We start from the raw sequence: 15095 nt of genomic DNA on the forward strand, positions 1-15095 counted from the left end.
ACCCATCTCCCGGCCGAGCCGGGAGAGGGTGTTGAATTATCGTCCCACCACCACCGGTTTCTTCTTGACCATGGCCGGCTTGACCTCCGGCGCGGTCACGGCCGTCACAGTCGGTTTCAGCACCAGCGGCTGGCCGGCCAGCGCCTTTGGCACGACTGCCATCGTCCAGTCCTTGCCGGGCTGCAGATATTTCTGCGCGGTTGCCTGCACATCGGCCGAGGTCACCCGCGCCAGGTCGCTGAACAGCCCGCGCAGCGCCGCGATGCGACGCTCATCATACATCGAGCCGGCAAGATAGTTCATCCAGAACTGGTTGCCGGTCGACGAGCGCAAGATCGACTGCTTCATCGGCGTCAGGATGCGCTGCAGTTCGTCGTCGCTGATCGGATTGGCGACCAGATCAGCAGCGATCTCGCGCGACATCTTGAAGAACAGGGCGACATTGTCCGGCGCGACCTGACCGATCGCGAACAGGCGGCCGCCGCTGCTCATGCCCACCGGCCACTGGCTCTGCACCGACGGCGAATAGCTTGCCCCGGCTTCGGAGCGCAGCCGGTCGAACAGCCGATCGCTCATGATTGCAGCGAGCACGTCGAGATAGCGGCTCTCGGTGACCTGCTCGATCCCGCCGCCGGTCGGCCAGACGATCACCGCCGCCGCCTGATTCTCGGGCCCGCCATGAGTCTTGATCAATGGCGTCACATTATGCGCCGGGAAGCGCACTGCCGGCGCCGGGATCGTCGAGGCGGTACGTGGCGGCAAGGCGCCAATGCTCTGGGCGACCGCCTTGATCGCCGCGTCCGCATTGATGTCGCCGAATACCTGAACCTCGATCGGGCCGGTCGCGAGCAAGGGCTCCCATAATTTGCGCACGTCCGCTGCGGTGGTCGACGTGACTTCCTCGCGCGTCGGGGTGCCCCAGCGCGGATCGCCGTCATGGAGCAACCCTTCCAGGTCGCGTGACAGCACGCCGTCGGGTGATGCGTCGAAGCCGTTATAGCCGGCAAGGACCAGGGACTTGGCTCGTGCGACCGGGTTGGGATCCCAACCCGGCGCCGCCATCCGCGCCGCCATCAGCCGCAACTGATCGGCCAGATCCGTCGGTGAGGTCATCGAATCGTAGCTGAACGCATCGTCGTCGATATCGAAATCGAGCCCGATGCGGCGCCCCGCGGTGAGCTGCTCGATATCGCCTTGCTTGAGCGTTCCGATGCCCCCGGCGACGAGCGCCAGTTCACCGGCCCAGGCCGGCGACTCGCGGTCGGCAGGCAGGGCGTTATAGCCGCCACCGAACCGCACCCGGACATAGACACGGGTCGATTCGGAGGGACTGGTCCGCAGCATCAGCCGCACGCCGTTCGAGAACACCACTTTCTCGATATCCATATCGGAAATTTTCTCGCGGCTCACGACCGTGCCCGGCTTGCCGAGCCTGGGCAGCTTTGAGAAATCGACCTTGGCCTGGGCATTGCGCTTGCCGGCAAGCCCGCCGACATCGGCCTTCAACGCCGCCGCCAGCTTGGTTGCCGCCCCTTCGTCGGGGGTACGGATATTGATCAGCGCACGCGTCGCGTCGCCGGTAAAGATGCGCTTGGTCGATGCCAGCACGGTCGCCGGCGTGAACATCTTCTTCTTCTCGGCTTCCTTGAGCACGGCATAGATCGTCGCGGGCGCGGCCACGGTTTCGCGGATATCGACCGCGCTGACCATGTCGTCGGCCTGCGACGCTCCCGCCTCGGCGCGCTGCGTCTCGACCCGCGTCCGCATCACCGTATCGAAATCGGCCAGTTCGCGCGATACCTCTGCCGCACTCGGCGGCGTGGCCTGAGCGTCGGCGATCACCGCGCGCACATCCTTCAACGCCGCTTCCCAATCATCGCCGATCGGCAGGATATTGACGAAGGTCCCGCTGGCGGACCGGGAGACGTCGTCGGTACTGACATCGGCCTGGATGAAACTGCCCCCGGCGCGTGCGCGCGTTTCGAGGCGACGACTGATGACGCGTGCCGCGATCGAATCGACCAGCCGGTTCTGGTTCATCAGAATCGTGTCGTCCTGATATTTCCACGGGCGCAGAACCGCCATCGCGACGATCGGCGGCAGGCTCGGCTCGACCACCACTGCGGTTCCCGGCTGGTTCGCCTCCGGCTTGCCGAAATCGGGATCGGCGGGTTTGGGGCCATTGCCCTGCCAGCCGGAGAAATTCTTCACGACCAGCCGTTCGAACAGGGCCGGATCGAGATCGCCCGAAATCACCACGACCGCGCGTTCGGGGCGATACCACCGATCATGGAATAGTTTAACGCCATCGGCAGTCGCCGCTTCCAGCGTCTTGATCGTACCGATCGGCGAGCGATCCGCCAGCGGCTGTCCGGCAAAGAAGGTCGCCAGGCGCGCATCGCTGAAGCGGACCTGAGGCCCCGGCGCTTCACGTTGCTCGGCGAGTACGGCGGGCCGTTCGGCATTGAGCGCCGCGGTGGTGATGTTGGGCTTGTCGACCATGCCAGCCAGCACTTTCAGGCTCTCGTCCAGACCCGCCTCGGTCGCGCTGGGAAGGTCGAGCTTGAATACCGTCTGGGTCGGTGTGGTCTGCGCATTGGTGTCCGACCCGAAGGTGGCGCCAAAGCGCTGCCAGATCCGCTTCGCTTCGCCATCCGGTACATAGACCGAACCGCGGAATGACAGATGTTCGATCAGATGCGCAAAACCACGCTCGCTATCGGTTTCCATCAGCGACCCGGCATCGATCCGCACCCGGATCGCAACCTGGCCCGGCGGCACGCCGTTGCGACGCACGGCATAGCGCAATCCGTTGGGGAGCGTACCGAATCGCCATTCCGGGTCGGGCGGAATGTCGCTGCCCTTGTAGAGCCAAGCCGAACGATCCACATTTTGTGTCGGTGCCGGAACGTCTGCGGTGGGAGCGACGTTCTGACCGCTGGCGGGCAGCGTCAGACCGAGCAGGAGGGCGGAAATCAGCGGGAAACGCGTAACGCGCAGAAGAGCAAGCATGGCGACGACCCTAGCCGCGTTCTCAGGGAACCGCCAGATGCCCGCTCCCACGGCGCGCAAAAGGACACAAAGCGCCATTATTTCGACCAACACGACCGTTACGTCCCGCTGGGTCGAAACGGTTGGGGGCATACGTCGTCGCGGCGCAACATGAGGAAATCTGGGCCGGTTGAGCACCCGCCCGCACGAAAGCGAATATGTCAGTGACTGCAAAAACCAATATGGCCGCCACCGCATTATGGCCTAAATCGGGCGACCCCGACGATCATCGCACCATTCGCGTGCCCGATCTGAACGTGATTTCGGGAGCACCCGCCCCGGGAGCGAAGCTCGAAGCGGACCCGAACCGGCCTTTCATCATCCGTTTCGGCAAGCATCTGCGCGGCATTTTCGATCGGCTGATCGCATCGTCGTCGCTGGTGTCCAACGATCCGGTGCTCGACGTGCGGGATTTTGCCTGGACCGCGATCCTGCGCGACAATTGGGAAACGATCCGCGACGAGGCGATCGAAGTCGCGCTGCGGGGACAAGCGTCGCCAAGTCTCGCGACCATCTCGCCCGACCACCGCGCAATCGCGCAAGTGAACATGTGGCGGTCCTTTTTCCTGTGGGGCTATGGTTTTCCGATCGAGGACAATCTTGCGCGCTGCCCGAAGACCCAGGCGATCGTCGAGCAGATTCCGGGCCTGAACAGCGCCTTCTTCTCGATCCTTGCCCCCGGCACGCATATTCCCGACCATCGCGGCGTGACCAAGGGCCTGATCACCTGCCATCTCGGCCTGATCGTGCCGACCGATGGCGATGTCCGGATGCGCGTCGACGATCGTATCGTACGCTGGTCGGAAGGGGAAACCCTGGTATTCGACGACACGTATCAGCACGAAGTGTGGAACGATACCAACGCCACGCGTGTCGTTCTGCTGGTCCAGTTCGAGCGCCCCCTGCGTCAGCCCGGACGCTGGATCGCCGACACTTTCCTCAAGGTCGTGCGCAAATCCGCCTTCGTCCAGGAAGCACGCGACAATATCGCGAGCTGGAACGACGCGATGAAGAAAATGGACGTTTGAGGCTTTCCTCCCCTCCCGCATGCGGGAGGGGAATTGGTCTGTTTCCAACTCCTGCCTTGATCCGCCCCCGTCGCCACGCCACATGCGTGTCATGCTGATCGAAACCGAAACGACGCCCAACCCCGCGACGCTCAAATTCCTTCCCGGCCGCGCCGTGATGGAAGCGGGCACCCGCGACTTCGCCACCCCCGAAGAGGCGGAGGCGTCGCCGCTTGCCGAGCAGCTCTTCGACCTTGGCGATGTGACCGGCGTCTTTTTCGGCAGCGACTTCATTTCCGTCACCGCCGCGCCCGGTGTCGAATGGTCGCAGCTCAAGCCTGATGTGCTTGGCCTGCTGCTCGACCATTTCTCCGCTGCGATGCCGCTGTTCCGTGCCGGCAGTGCTGGAGGGATCAGCGTCCCCTCCGCCGAGGAAAGCTTCGCGGAGAATCCCGAGGACGCCGATATCGTCGCGCAGATCAAGGAATTGATCGATACCCGCGTCCGCCCCGCCGTCGCGAATGACGGTGGCGACATCATCTATCGCGGCTTCGATCAGGGGAAAGTCTTCCTCAAGATGCAGGGCGCCTGCGCCGGCTGCCCGTCATCGACCGCGACCTTGAAGAACGGGATCGAGCAATTGCTCAAATATTATGTCCCCGAGGTCACCGAAGTCCGCGCGGTCTGATCCGCCTTTCTTTCCTGACCGCGCTCCACTTTTTACGACGAGGTTCTGCCATGGCCGAGAAACTGTCCGACGCGGCACTCGATACGATCTTCCGTACCGCACGCACTTATAATGGTTACACCGACCAGCCGGTCTCCGAGGCCGAACTTCATGCGATCTGGGACCTGATGAAATGGGGCCCGACATCGGCCAATCAGCTTCCCGCACGCCTGGTCTGGTGCGTCAGCGACGAGGCCAAGGAAAAGCTTGCCGCGTGCAGCTCGGCGCAGAACGCACCCAAGATTCTCAAGGCGCCGGTCAGCGTCGTGATCGGCATGGACCAGGATTTCCACGACCATCTGCCGGAATTCTTCCCGCACGTCGATGCGCGCCCATGGTTCGCCGATCCCCAGGCGCGGACCGTCTCAGCGATGCGCAACTCCACCCTGCAGGGCGCCTATTTCATCATCGCTGCCCGCGCGCTGGGTCTGGACACCGGCCCGATGTCGGGCTTCGACAATGCCAAGGTCGATGCCGCGTTCTTCGCCGATACGCCGAATGTGCGGTCGAATTTCATCACCACGCTCGGGCACGGCGACCCGGCGACCATCTTCGAACGCCTGCCGCGCCCGGCGTTCGAGAAGTTCAACACGATTGCCTGACTTGATTTCCCACTCCCCGGCAGGGAGAGGGCGTTGATGCGAACTCTCATAATCGAAACTGCCACTGCCGCCTGTTCGGTCGCCCTGATCGAGACGGGGATCGACGCAGGCGCGGTTGTCGCATCGCGCCATGAGGTTGTCGGCCGCGGTCATGCCGAACGACTGGTGCCGATGATTGCCGAACTGCCGGACGGCGGGCGCGCAGGGCGCATCCTCGTCGATTGCGGGCCAGGCAGCTTCACCGGTGTGCGAGTCGGCATTGCCGCTGCCCGCGGCCTCGCCTTTGGCTGGCAGGCAGAGGCATATGGCTTCTCCTCGCTCCCCCTGATCGCGGCCGCCGGCTTCGCCGCGAAACCCGATCTCGACTCGCTTGCGGTGGTTCTCGAAGGCGGGCATGGCGAAGTCTTCATGCAGCTCTTCCATGCTTCGCTCACACCCGTCGGGGCCTTCAGTTCGCTGAAACCGGCAGCAGCGCTCGCCGCACTCGATGGCCGCCACGCGATCGGCAACGGCGTCCGCTGGCTCACCGCACTCGCCCCCGAAATCGATGCCACCGAAACACTTCCCAATGCCGCCGACGCGATCCTCTTGCCCGCTACCCTCACCGCACTTCCGCCGCGTCCGATCTATGGCCGCGCGCCCGACGCCAAGCCGCTTGCTGCATGAGCAGCGTGCTGACGATGATTGAATTGCGCAGCGGCGGCACCGCCGATCTCGCCATGGTCGAGTCGCTGATGACTGAGGCATTCGACCCCAGATTCGGCGAAGCATGGACCCGCGGCCAGTGCCTCGGCATCATGGCTTTGCCCGGCGTCTGGCTGACCATCGCCTCGATCGACGGCAAACCGGTCGGCTTCGCACTGTCGCGGCAAATTCTCGATGAAGCGGAACTGTTGTTGCTCGCGACCGCGCCCGCCAGCCGCCGCAAAGGCGTCGCAGCGGCGCTGCTACGCTCGGTGATTACTGAAGCGCGGGAAAAAAATGCGTTAAAACTGCACCTTGAGGTGCGCGAAGGCAATGACGCCATCAAGCTTTACCGTGCCTCGGGCTTCACCAAGGTCGGCGAACGTCGTGCTTACTATCGCGGCAATGCCGGCCAGACCTTTGATGCTTTTACGTTTCGTCGCGAATTGCCCTGATTTTACTTATTCAGCTCGCGTTTACTGCTTGCGCTGAACCTTCCAAAAGACGATAGGCCCAATTTGGTTGCGTCGTAATGCAGCTATAATATGGGTCGGAAGGACGACAATGGATATCAATAACGATCTGCAGGAAACCCTGATCACGCTGACGGCGGATATTGTCGCAGCACATGTCAGCAACAACAGCGTTGCGGTTTCGGATCTGCCGGTCCTCATCGCCAATGTGCATGGCGCGCTCGCCGGGCTTGGCACGCCGGTCGCGGTTCCCGAAGTGAAGCAGGAGCCAGCAGTTTCAATCCGTTCGTCGATCAAGCCGGACTATATCGTCTGCCTCGAGGACGGTAAGAAGCTGAAGATGCTCAAGCGCCATCTGATGACGCATTATCAGATGACCCCGGAACAGTATCGCGCCAAGTGGAACCTCCCCGCCGACTATCCGATGGTTGCCCCGAGCTATGCCGAACAGCGTCGCACGCTGGCCAAAAAAATCGGCCTCGGCACCAAGCGTCGCAAGACCAGGTAAGCTGCCGGTTTCCCCGGTAGGAAGAAATTAAGGGCGGTTGGCTTGTTGCGAGTCGATCGCCCTTTATCAATAAGGTTGAAGCGCCTACATTGCCCATATGGCTCGCAAGATCGATCTCGAAGCGCTGTGCAATGAAAAAGGCCTGCGCATAACCGAACAACGCCGCGTCATCGCACGCGTTCTGTCGGAGGCCGAAGACCATCCCGATGTGGAAAAAGTCTATGAGCGCGCCTCGCAGATCGACCCCGGCATTTCGATCGCCACGGTTTATCGCACCGTGCGCCTGTTCGAAGAGGCCGGCATTCTCGATCGCCATGATTTCGGCGATGGCCGTGCGCGCTACGAGCCGGCGCCCGAGGCGCATCACGATCATCTGATCGATGTCGAAAGCGGCAAGGTGATCGAGTTCGTCGATCCCGAGCTCGAGCAGCTGCAAAAGGCGATCGCGGAACGGCTCGGCTTCCGGCTGGTCGATCATCGCATGGAACTCTACGGCGTCTCGCTCGACCGCAAGGTCTAGGTTTTGGGCGGCCTCAGCCCCGCGGCACGTGCCGAAGCTGCGGCCGGCAATCCACCACCGATCGATGCGGCCGGTTATATCCGCATCACGCTGCGCGCGACCGGACTTGCCCTTGCGCTGCTGCTGACCGTTCCGCTTCACTATCTCTGGCGGCTGCTGCGCATCGGCTCACCCTGGCCGAAGATTTTCCTGGGTTGGGCCGCGCGTCTTGCAGGTGCCCGCGTCGAGCGCGTCGGCGTGCCGCTCAAGCGCGACGTCTTCTATATTTCCAATCATCTCAGCTGGATCGATATTCTTGCCATCGCCGGGCAAAGTGGCACCGCCTTTGTCGCCAAACAGGAAATCCGCGCCGCGCCGGTGGTCGGCTGGCTGTCGACCCTCAACCGCACCGTGTTCGTCAAACGCGAGAACCGGCTCGGCGTGGCCGAACAGATCAATCAGCTGCGCGACGCGCTGACCGATAACTGGTCCGTCACTGTCTTCCCGGAAGGGACGACCACCGATGGCCAGTCGCTTCTTCCCTTCAAGACGCCAATGCTGCGCGTCCTCGAGCCGCCTCCGCCCGCGGTCCTCGTTCAGCCCGTGCTGCTCGATTATGGCGCGGTCGCCGAGGAGATCGGCTGGATCGGAGAGGAAAGCGGCGTGAACAACGCCAAGCGCATCCTGTCCCGCCCGGGCAGTTTCCGCATGAAGGTGCATTTCCTGGAGCCGTTTCATCCACGCGACTTCCCCGGCCGCAAGGCAATCGCGGCGGAGAGCCGCCTCCGGATCGAGGCGGCCTTGGTCGAGGTGCTGGGCAAACCGCTCCGGCCTTTCGCTTATGCCGTGGACGCGGTGAAATTTGTTCCGTCCGACGCGATAGTCGCGCCCGAAACCAATACGATAGACTAGGGTCCAGACCCTAGAGTCGGACAAAGGGTTCTGCGCGAGCGAAATGCGGTCTATAGGCCCGCCATCATGAAACCCGCTTCCAAGACCGCCCCCAGGACCTTTGCCGTCAAATCCTTTGGCTGCCAGATGAACGTCTATGACGGCGACCGCATGAGCGAACTCATGTCGGCGCAAGGACTGACTGCGACCGATCCCGACCAGGCCGATCTGATCGTCCTCAACACCTGCCACATTCGCGAGCGTGCGACCGAGAAGGTCTATTCGGACATTGGCCGGATCCGCAAACACGCCATGGCCAGGCATGGCAAGAACCCGATGATCGCAATCGCTGGTTGCGTGGCGCAGGCCGAAGGCGAAGAAATTGTCCGCCGGGCGAAGGTCGATGTCGTGGTGGGACCGCAAGCCTATCACAACCTGCCCGAACTGATCGCCAAAGCCGCACGCGGCGAAAGCGCGCTCGACACCGGCATGCCGGTGGAGATGAAGTTCGGCCACCTGCCCGCACGCCGCCGCGTGCCGCCTTCGGCGTTCCTGACGGTGCAGGAAGGCTGCGACAAATTCTGCACCTATTGCGTCGTGCCTTATACGCGCGGCGCCGAAGTCAGCCGCCCCTGGGCGCATATCGTCGACGAAGCCAAGGCGCTGGTCGACGCCGGCGCCAAGGAAATCACTTTGCTCGGCCAGAACGTCAACGCCTGGGAAGGTGAGGATGGCAGCGGCGCCAGCGGTGGCCTGGACGGACTGATCCGCGCACTCGACCGGATCGAGGGACTGAAGCGGATCCGCTACACCACCAGTCACCCCAACGACATGCGCGAGGGCCTGATCCGCGCCCATGCCGAGGTCGAAAAGCTGATGCCCTTCCTGCATCTGCCGGTTCAGGCGGGTAGCGATCGCATCCTCAAGGCGATGAACCGCAGCCATACGCGAGATTCCTATCTGCGCCTGCTCGACCGCGTGCGTGCGGCGCGGCCGGATATCGCGCTGTCCGGCGATTTCATCGTCGGTTTCCCCGGCGAAACCGAAGCCGATTTCGCCGAGACGCTGAGCCTTGTCGATTCAGTCGCCTACGCCCAGGCCTTCAGCTTCAAATATAGTCCGCGCCCGGGCACGCCGGCGGCCGATATGGCCGGCCAGATCCCCGCTGAGGTGATGGACGAACGTCTGCAGCGCCTGCAGGCTGCACTCAACCGCGATCAGGAAGCATTCAACGCCGCGACCGTCGGGCGGACCTGCGCCCTGCTGCTCGAACGCAAGGGCAAGCTGCCCGGTCAGCTGATCGGCAAGAGCCCATGGCTGCAATCGGTGCATCTGGTAAGCGACGCGGTGGTCGGCGACCTGGTCGAGGTGGAGATCGTGTCGGCCGGCGCGAACTCGGTCGCCGGCGTGGAGCGGGTGCCGGTCGCCGCCTAGGACCGACCGCCTGTTGCTCGTTTCGCACACACGGCGAATTGAAAGCGGGTGGCCAATATTCCCCCTGTCCTCGCGGCCCTGGCTCTGCCAAACTCGTTCACGGATGCAGCAGACTCGCCCCTTCGAGCTCCCCGGCGGAAACAACCGCCCCGGCCTCCCGTTCGACCCGCGATCCAGCCAGCTCCAGGACGCACCCCCGCGTCCAATCTCCATCCTCCGACCTGAAGGAACCGCATGAGCCGCAAGCCTGTCCCCGCCCAGTCCGGTGATCGCAGCCGCACAGAGGTCGTGTTCGACAAGCCGCAACTCATGGCTCAGCTTTTCGGGGAGTTCGACCAGAATTTGTTGCTGCTGGAGAGCCGGCTTGGCGTGTACATCACCGCGCGCGGCAATCGCGTCGGTCTTGAAGGCCGTGCCGAGGCAGTGGCCGAGGCGCGCGATGTCCTGCAGGGGCTCTATAATCGCATCGTGCGCGGCGAGCGGGTCGACCCCGGCCTGATCGACGCGGTGATCGCCATGTCGGCCGAACCGACGCTGGCCGGGATCATCGCAGCCGATGCCGGCGGCGCGCCGCAGGTGATGATCCGCACGCGCAAGAAGACGATCGTGCCCCGCACCATCGCGCAGCAGCATTATATGCGCGAGCTGCTCAACCACGACATCATCTTTGCGCTTGGGCCGGCAGGCACGGGCAAGACCTATATCGCGGTCGCGCAGGCCGTCGCGCAGCTGATCACCGGCAGCGTGCAGCGGCTGATCCTGTCGCGTCCCGCGGTCGAGGCAGGCGAGAAGCTCGGTTTCCTGCCCGGCGACATGAAGGAGAAGGTCGATCCCTATCTCCGCCCGCTGTACGACGCGCTCAACGATTGCCTGCCCGCCGAGCAGGTCGAGCGGCGCATCGCGTCCGGCGAAATCGAAATCGCGCCAATCGCCTTCATGCGCGGCCGCACGCTCGCCGACGCCTTCATCATTCTCGACGAGGCGCAGAACACCACGCCGGCGCAGATGAAGATGTTCCTCACCCGCTTCGGCGAGAATAGCCGCATGGTGGTGTGCGGCGATCCCAAGCAGACCGATCTGCCCGGCGGGATGAACGCATCGGGGCTCAACGACGCGGTCGGCCGGCTCGAGGGCGTCGAAGGCCTGTCGATCTGCCGCTTCGGCGCGGGCGATGTCGTGCGCCATCCGATCGTCGGGCGCATCGTCGAAGCCTATGAGGGCGTCGATGCTTGAGACCGCGCTCTCGCAGGAGGGGCCCTGGCCGGACTCTACCGACTGGGAGGCGCTCGCCCAGCGCGCGGCGACTGCCGCGATCGAGCGAACGACGCATGGCGACCTGCTGACGTCGTCCGCGCTGATCGAGATTTCAGTTCGCCTGACCACCGACGATGCGGTCCGCACGCTCAACGCGCAATATCGCGACAAGGACAAGCCGACCAATGTGCTGAGCTTTCCGATGGTACAGGCGGATCTGCTCGATACGATCAGCCAGAATTCGGACGATGGAGAAGTGCTGCTTGGCGATATCGTGCTCGCTTATGGCGTGTGCGCGGCAGAAGCGGCCGAGAAAGGCATTTCGACCGAGAATCACGCCACGCACCTGATCGTGCATGGCACACTGCATTTGTTGGGCTATGATCATATCGAGGATCATGAGGCCGACGCGATGGAGAGTATCGAGATCGATACGCTTGCAGCGCTCGGCTTGCCCGATCCTTATCTGATACGCGAGGACTGAACGACCACCATGCCCGAGGGCCAAAGTACCACCCACGCCGGAGACGCCGGTACCAATGAAGGCAGTATATGGCGCTCGCTGCGCGCCATGATCTTCGGTGAATCGGGTGATGATTCGCTGCGCCACCAGCTTGAAGAAGCGATCGACGCGCACGAGGACGATCCCGCACCCGACGCCAAAGGCGACCTCTCGCCGCTCGAGCGTACCATGGTGCGCAACCTGCTTCATTTCGGCGAACGCGATGCAGGCGATGTCGGCGTGCCGCGCGCAGACATCATCGCAGTCGAGGAACAGACAAGGTTCGATGATCTGGTCAAGATCTTCGCCGAGGCCGGGCATAGCCGCCTCCCGGTCTATCGCGAGAAGCTCGATACGATCATCGGCATGGTCCATATCAAGGACGTGTTCGCGATCCTCGCGACCGGCGCGCCGCATCCGGAAAGCCTGGACGGGCTGATCCGCCAACCCTTGTTCGTGCCGATGTCGCGCGGCGTACTCGACCTGCTTGCCGACATGCGCGCCAGCCGCGTGCATCTCGCCGTCGTGCTTGACGAATATTTTGGCACCGAGGGGCTGGTCACGATCGAGGACCTGATCGAGGAGATCGTCGGCGATATCGAGGACGAACATGACGACGCGCCCGAGGCGCTGATCGTGCCGCTCGACGGCGGCGCCTGGGATGTCGACGGTCGTGCCGAGCTCGAGGATATCGGCGAAACGATCGACAAGAGACTGGCCGAGGTCGACGAGGATATCGACACGCTTGCCGGTCTGGCTGCGCTGATCGCCGGCCATGTCCCGCAGGCGGGCGCGTGCCTGTCGCATGACAGCGGCTGGAAGCTTGAAGTGATCGAAGCCGATACGCGCCGTGTGACCAAGCTTCGCCTGCATCCGCCACAGCCCCGGTCGGAGGAGAGCGACGCCTGATGCCGGGCGCCGCGGCCGCCGCTGTGATCGCCCTGCCCGATCACTGACTTCGCGATTTAATGTTTCTCCGATCACTGGCGCTCGGCTACCCCCAGTGCGGGATGACGATAAACCTGAAGACTTAGGAGACGACGATGGATAGCAAGACCAGCGGCTGCCCGGTAACCGGAAGCCCCCTAAGCGATCAGGCCAAGGAGTCCCGCGCGCTCAGGACGCTGCTGGGTCGGACCAGCCGCGATTGGTGGCCGAACCAGCTCTCGCTGGATATCCTCCAGCAGAACGGCTTGTCGGGCGATCCGATGGGCGACGATTTCGACTATGCCACGGAATTCAAGTCGCTCGATTATGCAGCGGTCAAGCGCGACCTGACGGCATTGATGACCGACAGCCAGTCCTGGTGGCCGGCGGATTACGGGCATTACGGCCCCTTCTTCATCCGCATGGCATGGCACAGCGCCGGGACCTATCGCACCGGCGATGGCCGCGGCGGCGCATCATCCGGCTCGCAGCGCTTCGCGCCGCTCAACTCGTGGCCGGATAACGGCAATCTCGACAAGGCACGTCGCCTGCTCTGGCCGATCAAGCAGAAATATGGCCGCAAGCTCAGCTGGGCCGATCTGATGATCCTGACGGGCAATGTTGCGATCGAATCGATGGGCGGCCCGGTGTTCGGCTTTGGCGGCGGCCGCGCGGACGTGTTCGAGCCCGAGAAGGACATTTATTGGGGCACTGAAGAAGAGTGGGTCGGCCAGACCCGCATCGACGAACAGGCCGGCATGGCGCTTGAGGAGCCACTGGCTGCGATCCAGATGGGCCTGATCTACGTCAATCCCGAAGGACCGGGCGGCAACCCCGATCCGGTGCAATCGGGCCGCGACATTCGCGAAACCTTCAAGCGCATGGGTATGAACGACGAGGAAACGGCCGCGCTCACCGCCGGCGGCCATACTTTCGGCAAGGCGCATGGCGCGGGCGATGCATCGCTGGTCGGCGTCGAGCCGGAAGGCGCCGACATTGCCACCCAGGGGCTGGGCTGGATCTCCACCCACGAGAGCGGCATGGGCGACCATACGATCACCAGCGGCATTGAAGGCGCTTGGACGCCCACGCCCATCACATGGGACATGAGCTATTTCGACATGCTGCTCGACCATGAGTATGAGCTGGTGAAGAGCCCGGCAGGCGCGAACCAGTGGCAGCCGGTCGGCAATCCCGCAGAAACCCTGGCGCCCGGCGCGCACAGCCCGGACCGCCGTGTGCCGACGATGATGACCACGGCTGACATGGCGATGAAGATGGACCCGGCATACCGCGCGATATCCGAGCGGTTCCGCGCCGATCCCGCTTATTTCGCCGACGCCTTTGCTCGCGCATGGTTCAAACTGTGCCACCGCGATATGGGCCCTAAGGCACGCTATCTCGGCCCCGATGTGCCGGCGGAAGAGCTGATCTGGCAGGATCCGATTCCCAAGGCTGATTATGCGGCGATCGATGCCGGCGACGTGGCTGCGCTCAAAGCGAAGATCCTCGCTTCAGGCCTGTCGGTCGCCGAACTGGTGACGACTGCCTGGGCCTCGGCCTCGACCTATCGCGGCTCGGACCATCGTGGCGGGGCGAATGGCGGCCGTATCCGGCTGGCGCCACAAAAGGACTGGACGGTCAACGAGCCCGAAAAGCTCGCCAAGGTGCTCAAGGTCTATGAGGGCATCAAGAGCGACTTCGATGCTGGCGCGAACGGCAAGAAGGTCAGCATCGCCGACCTCATCGTACTCGGCGGCACCGCTGCGGTCGAGAAGGCCGCAACCGATGCGGGGCACAGGATCGAGGTGCCGTTCACGCCCGGCCGCACCGACGCGTCGCAGGAGCAGACCGATATCGAAAACTTCGATGTGCTCGAACCCAAGGCGGACGGCTTCCGCAATTATCTCTCGGTCCGCTTCAGCGTGCCGACCGAGGAACTGCTGGTCGATCGGTCGCAATTGCTCGGGCTGAGCGCACCGGAAATGGCCGTGCTGCTGGGCGGCTTGCGCGTGCTTGGCGCCAACCATGGCGGCTCGAAACATGGCGTGCTTACCGCCCGCCCGGGTCAGCTCACCAACGATTTCTTCGTCAATCTGCTCGACATGGGCATTGCGTGGAAGGAAATCGACGAAGCAGGCGACGAGGAGTTTGCGGGCACGAGCCGCAAGACCGAGCAGCAGAAATGGACCGCGACGCGCACCGATCTGGCATTCGGCTCCAATTCGCAGCTGCGCGCACTGTCTGAGGTCTATGCCTCGGCCGATGCGGGCGAGAAGTTCGTCAAGGACTTCGCTTCGGCCTGGACCAAGGTGATGAACGCCGACCGGTACGACCTCGCCTGAAGGTTATACCGAAGTCCTAAGAGGTTCCCCGAGCATTGCGCTCGGCCGGCCGCCGGCGCCCCCCTCGCCGGCGGCCTTTTTGTGTCTACCGGTTTCGGCCGTGCGAGCTGGAGTACCGCGCATTCAGAGCCAGATGATTTATACCAAGGCCCGTTGATCAGAACGTATTTCCGAATGGCTTCCGGGAGAAG

General features: G+C 63.5%; 14 protein-coding genes. 13 read left to right on the forward strand and 1 reads right to left on the reverse strand.

Translation table 11 applies throughout. From position 1 onward, the window contains the following. Window positions 1-36 precede the first annotated feature (36 nt). Window positions 37-3012 (reverse strand): M16 family metallopeptidase, encoded by a 2976-nt coding sequence (locus H3Z74_RS13175; RefSeq protein WP_187760109.1) that lies wholly within the window; start codon window positions 3010-3012, stop codon window positions 37-39. Window positions 3013-3215: 203 nt separating this feature from the next. Between H3Z74_RS13175 and H3Z74_RS13180 the strand changes: the two genes are divergently transcribed. From H3Z74_RS13180 to katG, 13 genes are all read left to right on the forward strand, one after another. Further along, window positions 3216-4079 carry an aspartyl/asparaginyl beta-hydroxylase domain-containing protein gene (locus H3Z74_RS13180; protein ID WP_229726562.1) on the forward strand — a complete coding sequence of 288 codons (864 nt, stop codon included), beginning with the start codon at window positions 3216-3218 and terminating at the stop codon, window positions 4077-4079. Between the two features lie 91 nt (window positions 4080-4170). Beyond that, entirely contained in the window at window positions 4171-4746 is a 576-nt protein-coding gene (locus tag H3Z74_RS13185; RefSeq protein WP_187760110.1) for a NifU family protein, read from the forward strand. Window positions 4747-4796: 50 nt separating this feature from the next. Then, on the forward strand, window positions 4797-5387 hold the full coding sequence (locus H3Z74_RS13190) for a malonic semialdehyde reductase (RefSeq protein WP_187760111.1): 591 nt from the start codon (window positions 4797-4799) through the stop codon (window positions 5385-5387). Window positions 5388-5423: 36 nt separating this feature from the next. Then, the gene (tsaB, locus tag H3Z74_RS13195) at window positions 5424-6053 is read left to right on the forward strand and encodes a tRNA (adenosine(37)-N6)-threonylcarbamoyltransferase complex dimerization subunit type 1 TsaB (protein WP_187760112.1); all 630 of its coding nucleotides are present in this window, start codon (window positions 5424-5426) and stop codon (window positions 6051-6053) included. Next, window positions 6050-6526 carry a GNAT family N-acetyltransferase gene (locus H3Z74_RS13200; protein ID WP_187760113.1) on the forward strand — a complete coding sequence of 159 codons (477 nt, stop codon included), beginning with the start codon at window positions 6050-6052 and terminating at the stop codon, window positions 6524-6526. The genes tsaB and H3Z74_RS13200 overlap by 4 nt, the downstream gene beginning before the upstream one ends. 109 nt (window positions 6527-6635) lie before the next feature. Further along, the gene (locus tag H3Z74_RS13205) at window positions 6636-7052 is read left to right on the forward strand and encodes a Ros/MucR family transcriptional regulator (protein ID WP_187760114.1); all 417 of its coding nucleotides are present in this window, start codon (window positions 6636-6638) and stop codon (window positions 7050-7052) included. Window positions 7053-7149: 97 nt separating this feature from the next. Then, complete coding sequence (locus H3Z74_RS13210; RefSeq protein ID WP_187760115.1) at window positions 7150-7572, forward strand: Fur family transcriptional regulator; 423 nt, start codon at window positions 7150-7152, stop codon at window positions 7570-7572. A gap of 3 nt (window positions 7573-7575) precedes the next feature. After that, a complete protein-coding gene (locus H3Z74_RS13215; RefSeq protein ID WP_229726563.1) occupies window positions 7576-8463 on the forward strand; it encodes a lysophospholipid acyltransferase family protein in 888 nt (295 codons plus the stop codon). A gap of 126 nt (window positions 8464-8589) precedes the next feature. Continuing rightward, window positions 8590-9876, forward strand: coding sequence for a tRNA (N6-isopentenyl adenosine(37)-C2)-methylthiotransferase MiaB (gene miaB / locus H3Z74_RS13220; RefSeq protein WP_229727080.1), 1287 nt, complete (start codon window positions 8590-8592; stop codon window positions 9874-9876). A gap of 234 nt (window positions 9877-10110) precedes the next feature. Next, entirely contained in the window at window positions 10111-11109 is a 999-nt protein-coding gene (locus H3Z74_RS13225) for a PhoH family protein (protein ID WP_187760117.1), read from the forward strand. After that, window positions 11102-11614: an rRNA maturation RNase YbeY gene (ybeY, locus tag H3Z74_RS13230; RefSeq protein ID WP_187760118.1), complete on the forward strand. Its 513-nt coding sequence runs from the start codon at window positions 11102-11104 to the stop codon at window positions 11612-11614. Before H3Z74_RS13225 ends, ybeY begins: the two co-directional genes overlap by 8 nt. A 9-nt stretch (window positions 11615-11623) precedes the next feature. Continuing rightward, window positions 11624-12541, forward strand: coding sequence for a hemolysin family protein (locus tag H3Z74_RS13235; protein ID WP_187760119.1), 918 nt, complete (start codon window positions 11624-11626; stop codon window positions 12539-12541). A 134-nt stretch (window positions 12542-12675) separates the two neighbouring features. After that, window positions 12676-14904, forward strand: a complete 2229-nt coding sequence (gene katG / locus H3Z74_RS13240; protein WP_187760120.1) for a catalase/peroxidase HPI — start codon at window positions 12676-12678, stop codon at window positions 14902-14904. Window positions 14905-15095: the final 191 nt, after the last annotated feature.

Origin of the sequence: Sphingomonas alpina, from assembly GCF_014490665.1 — a bacterium.
Taxonomy (GTDB): Bacteria; Pseudomonadota; Alphaproteobacteria; order Sphingomonadales; family Sphingomonadaceae; genus Sphingomonas; species Sphingomonas alpina.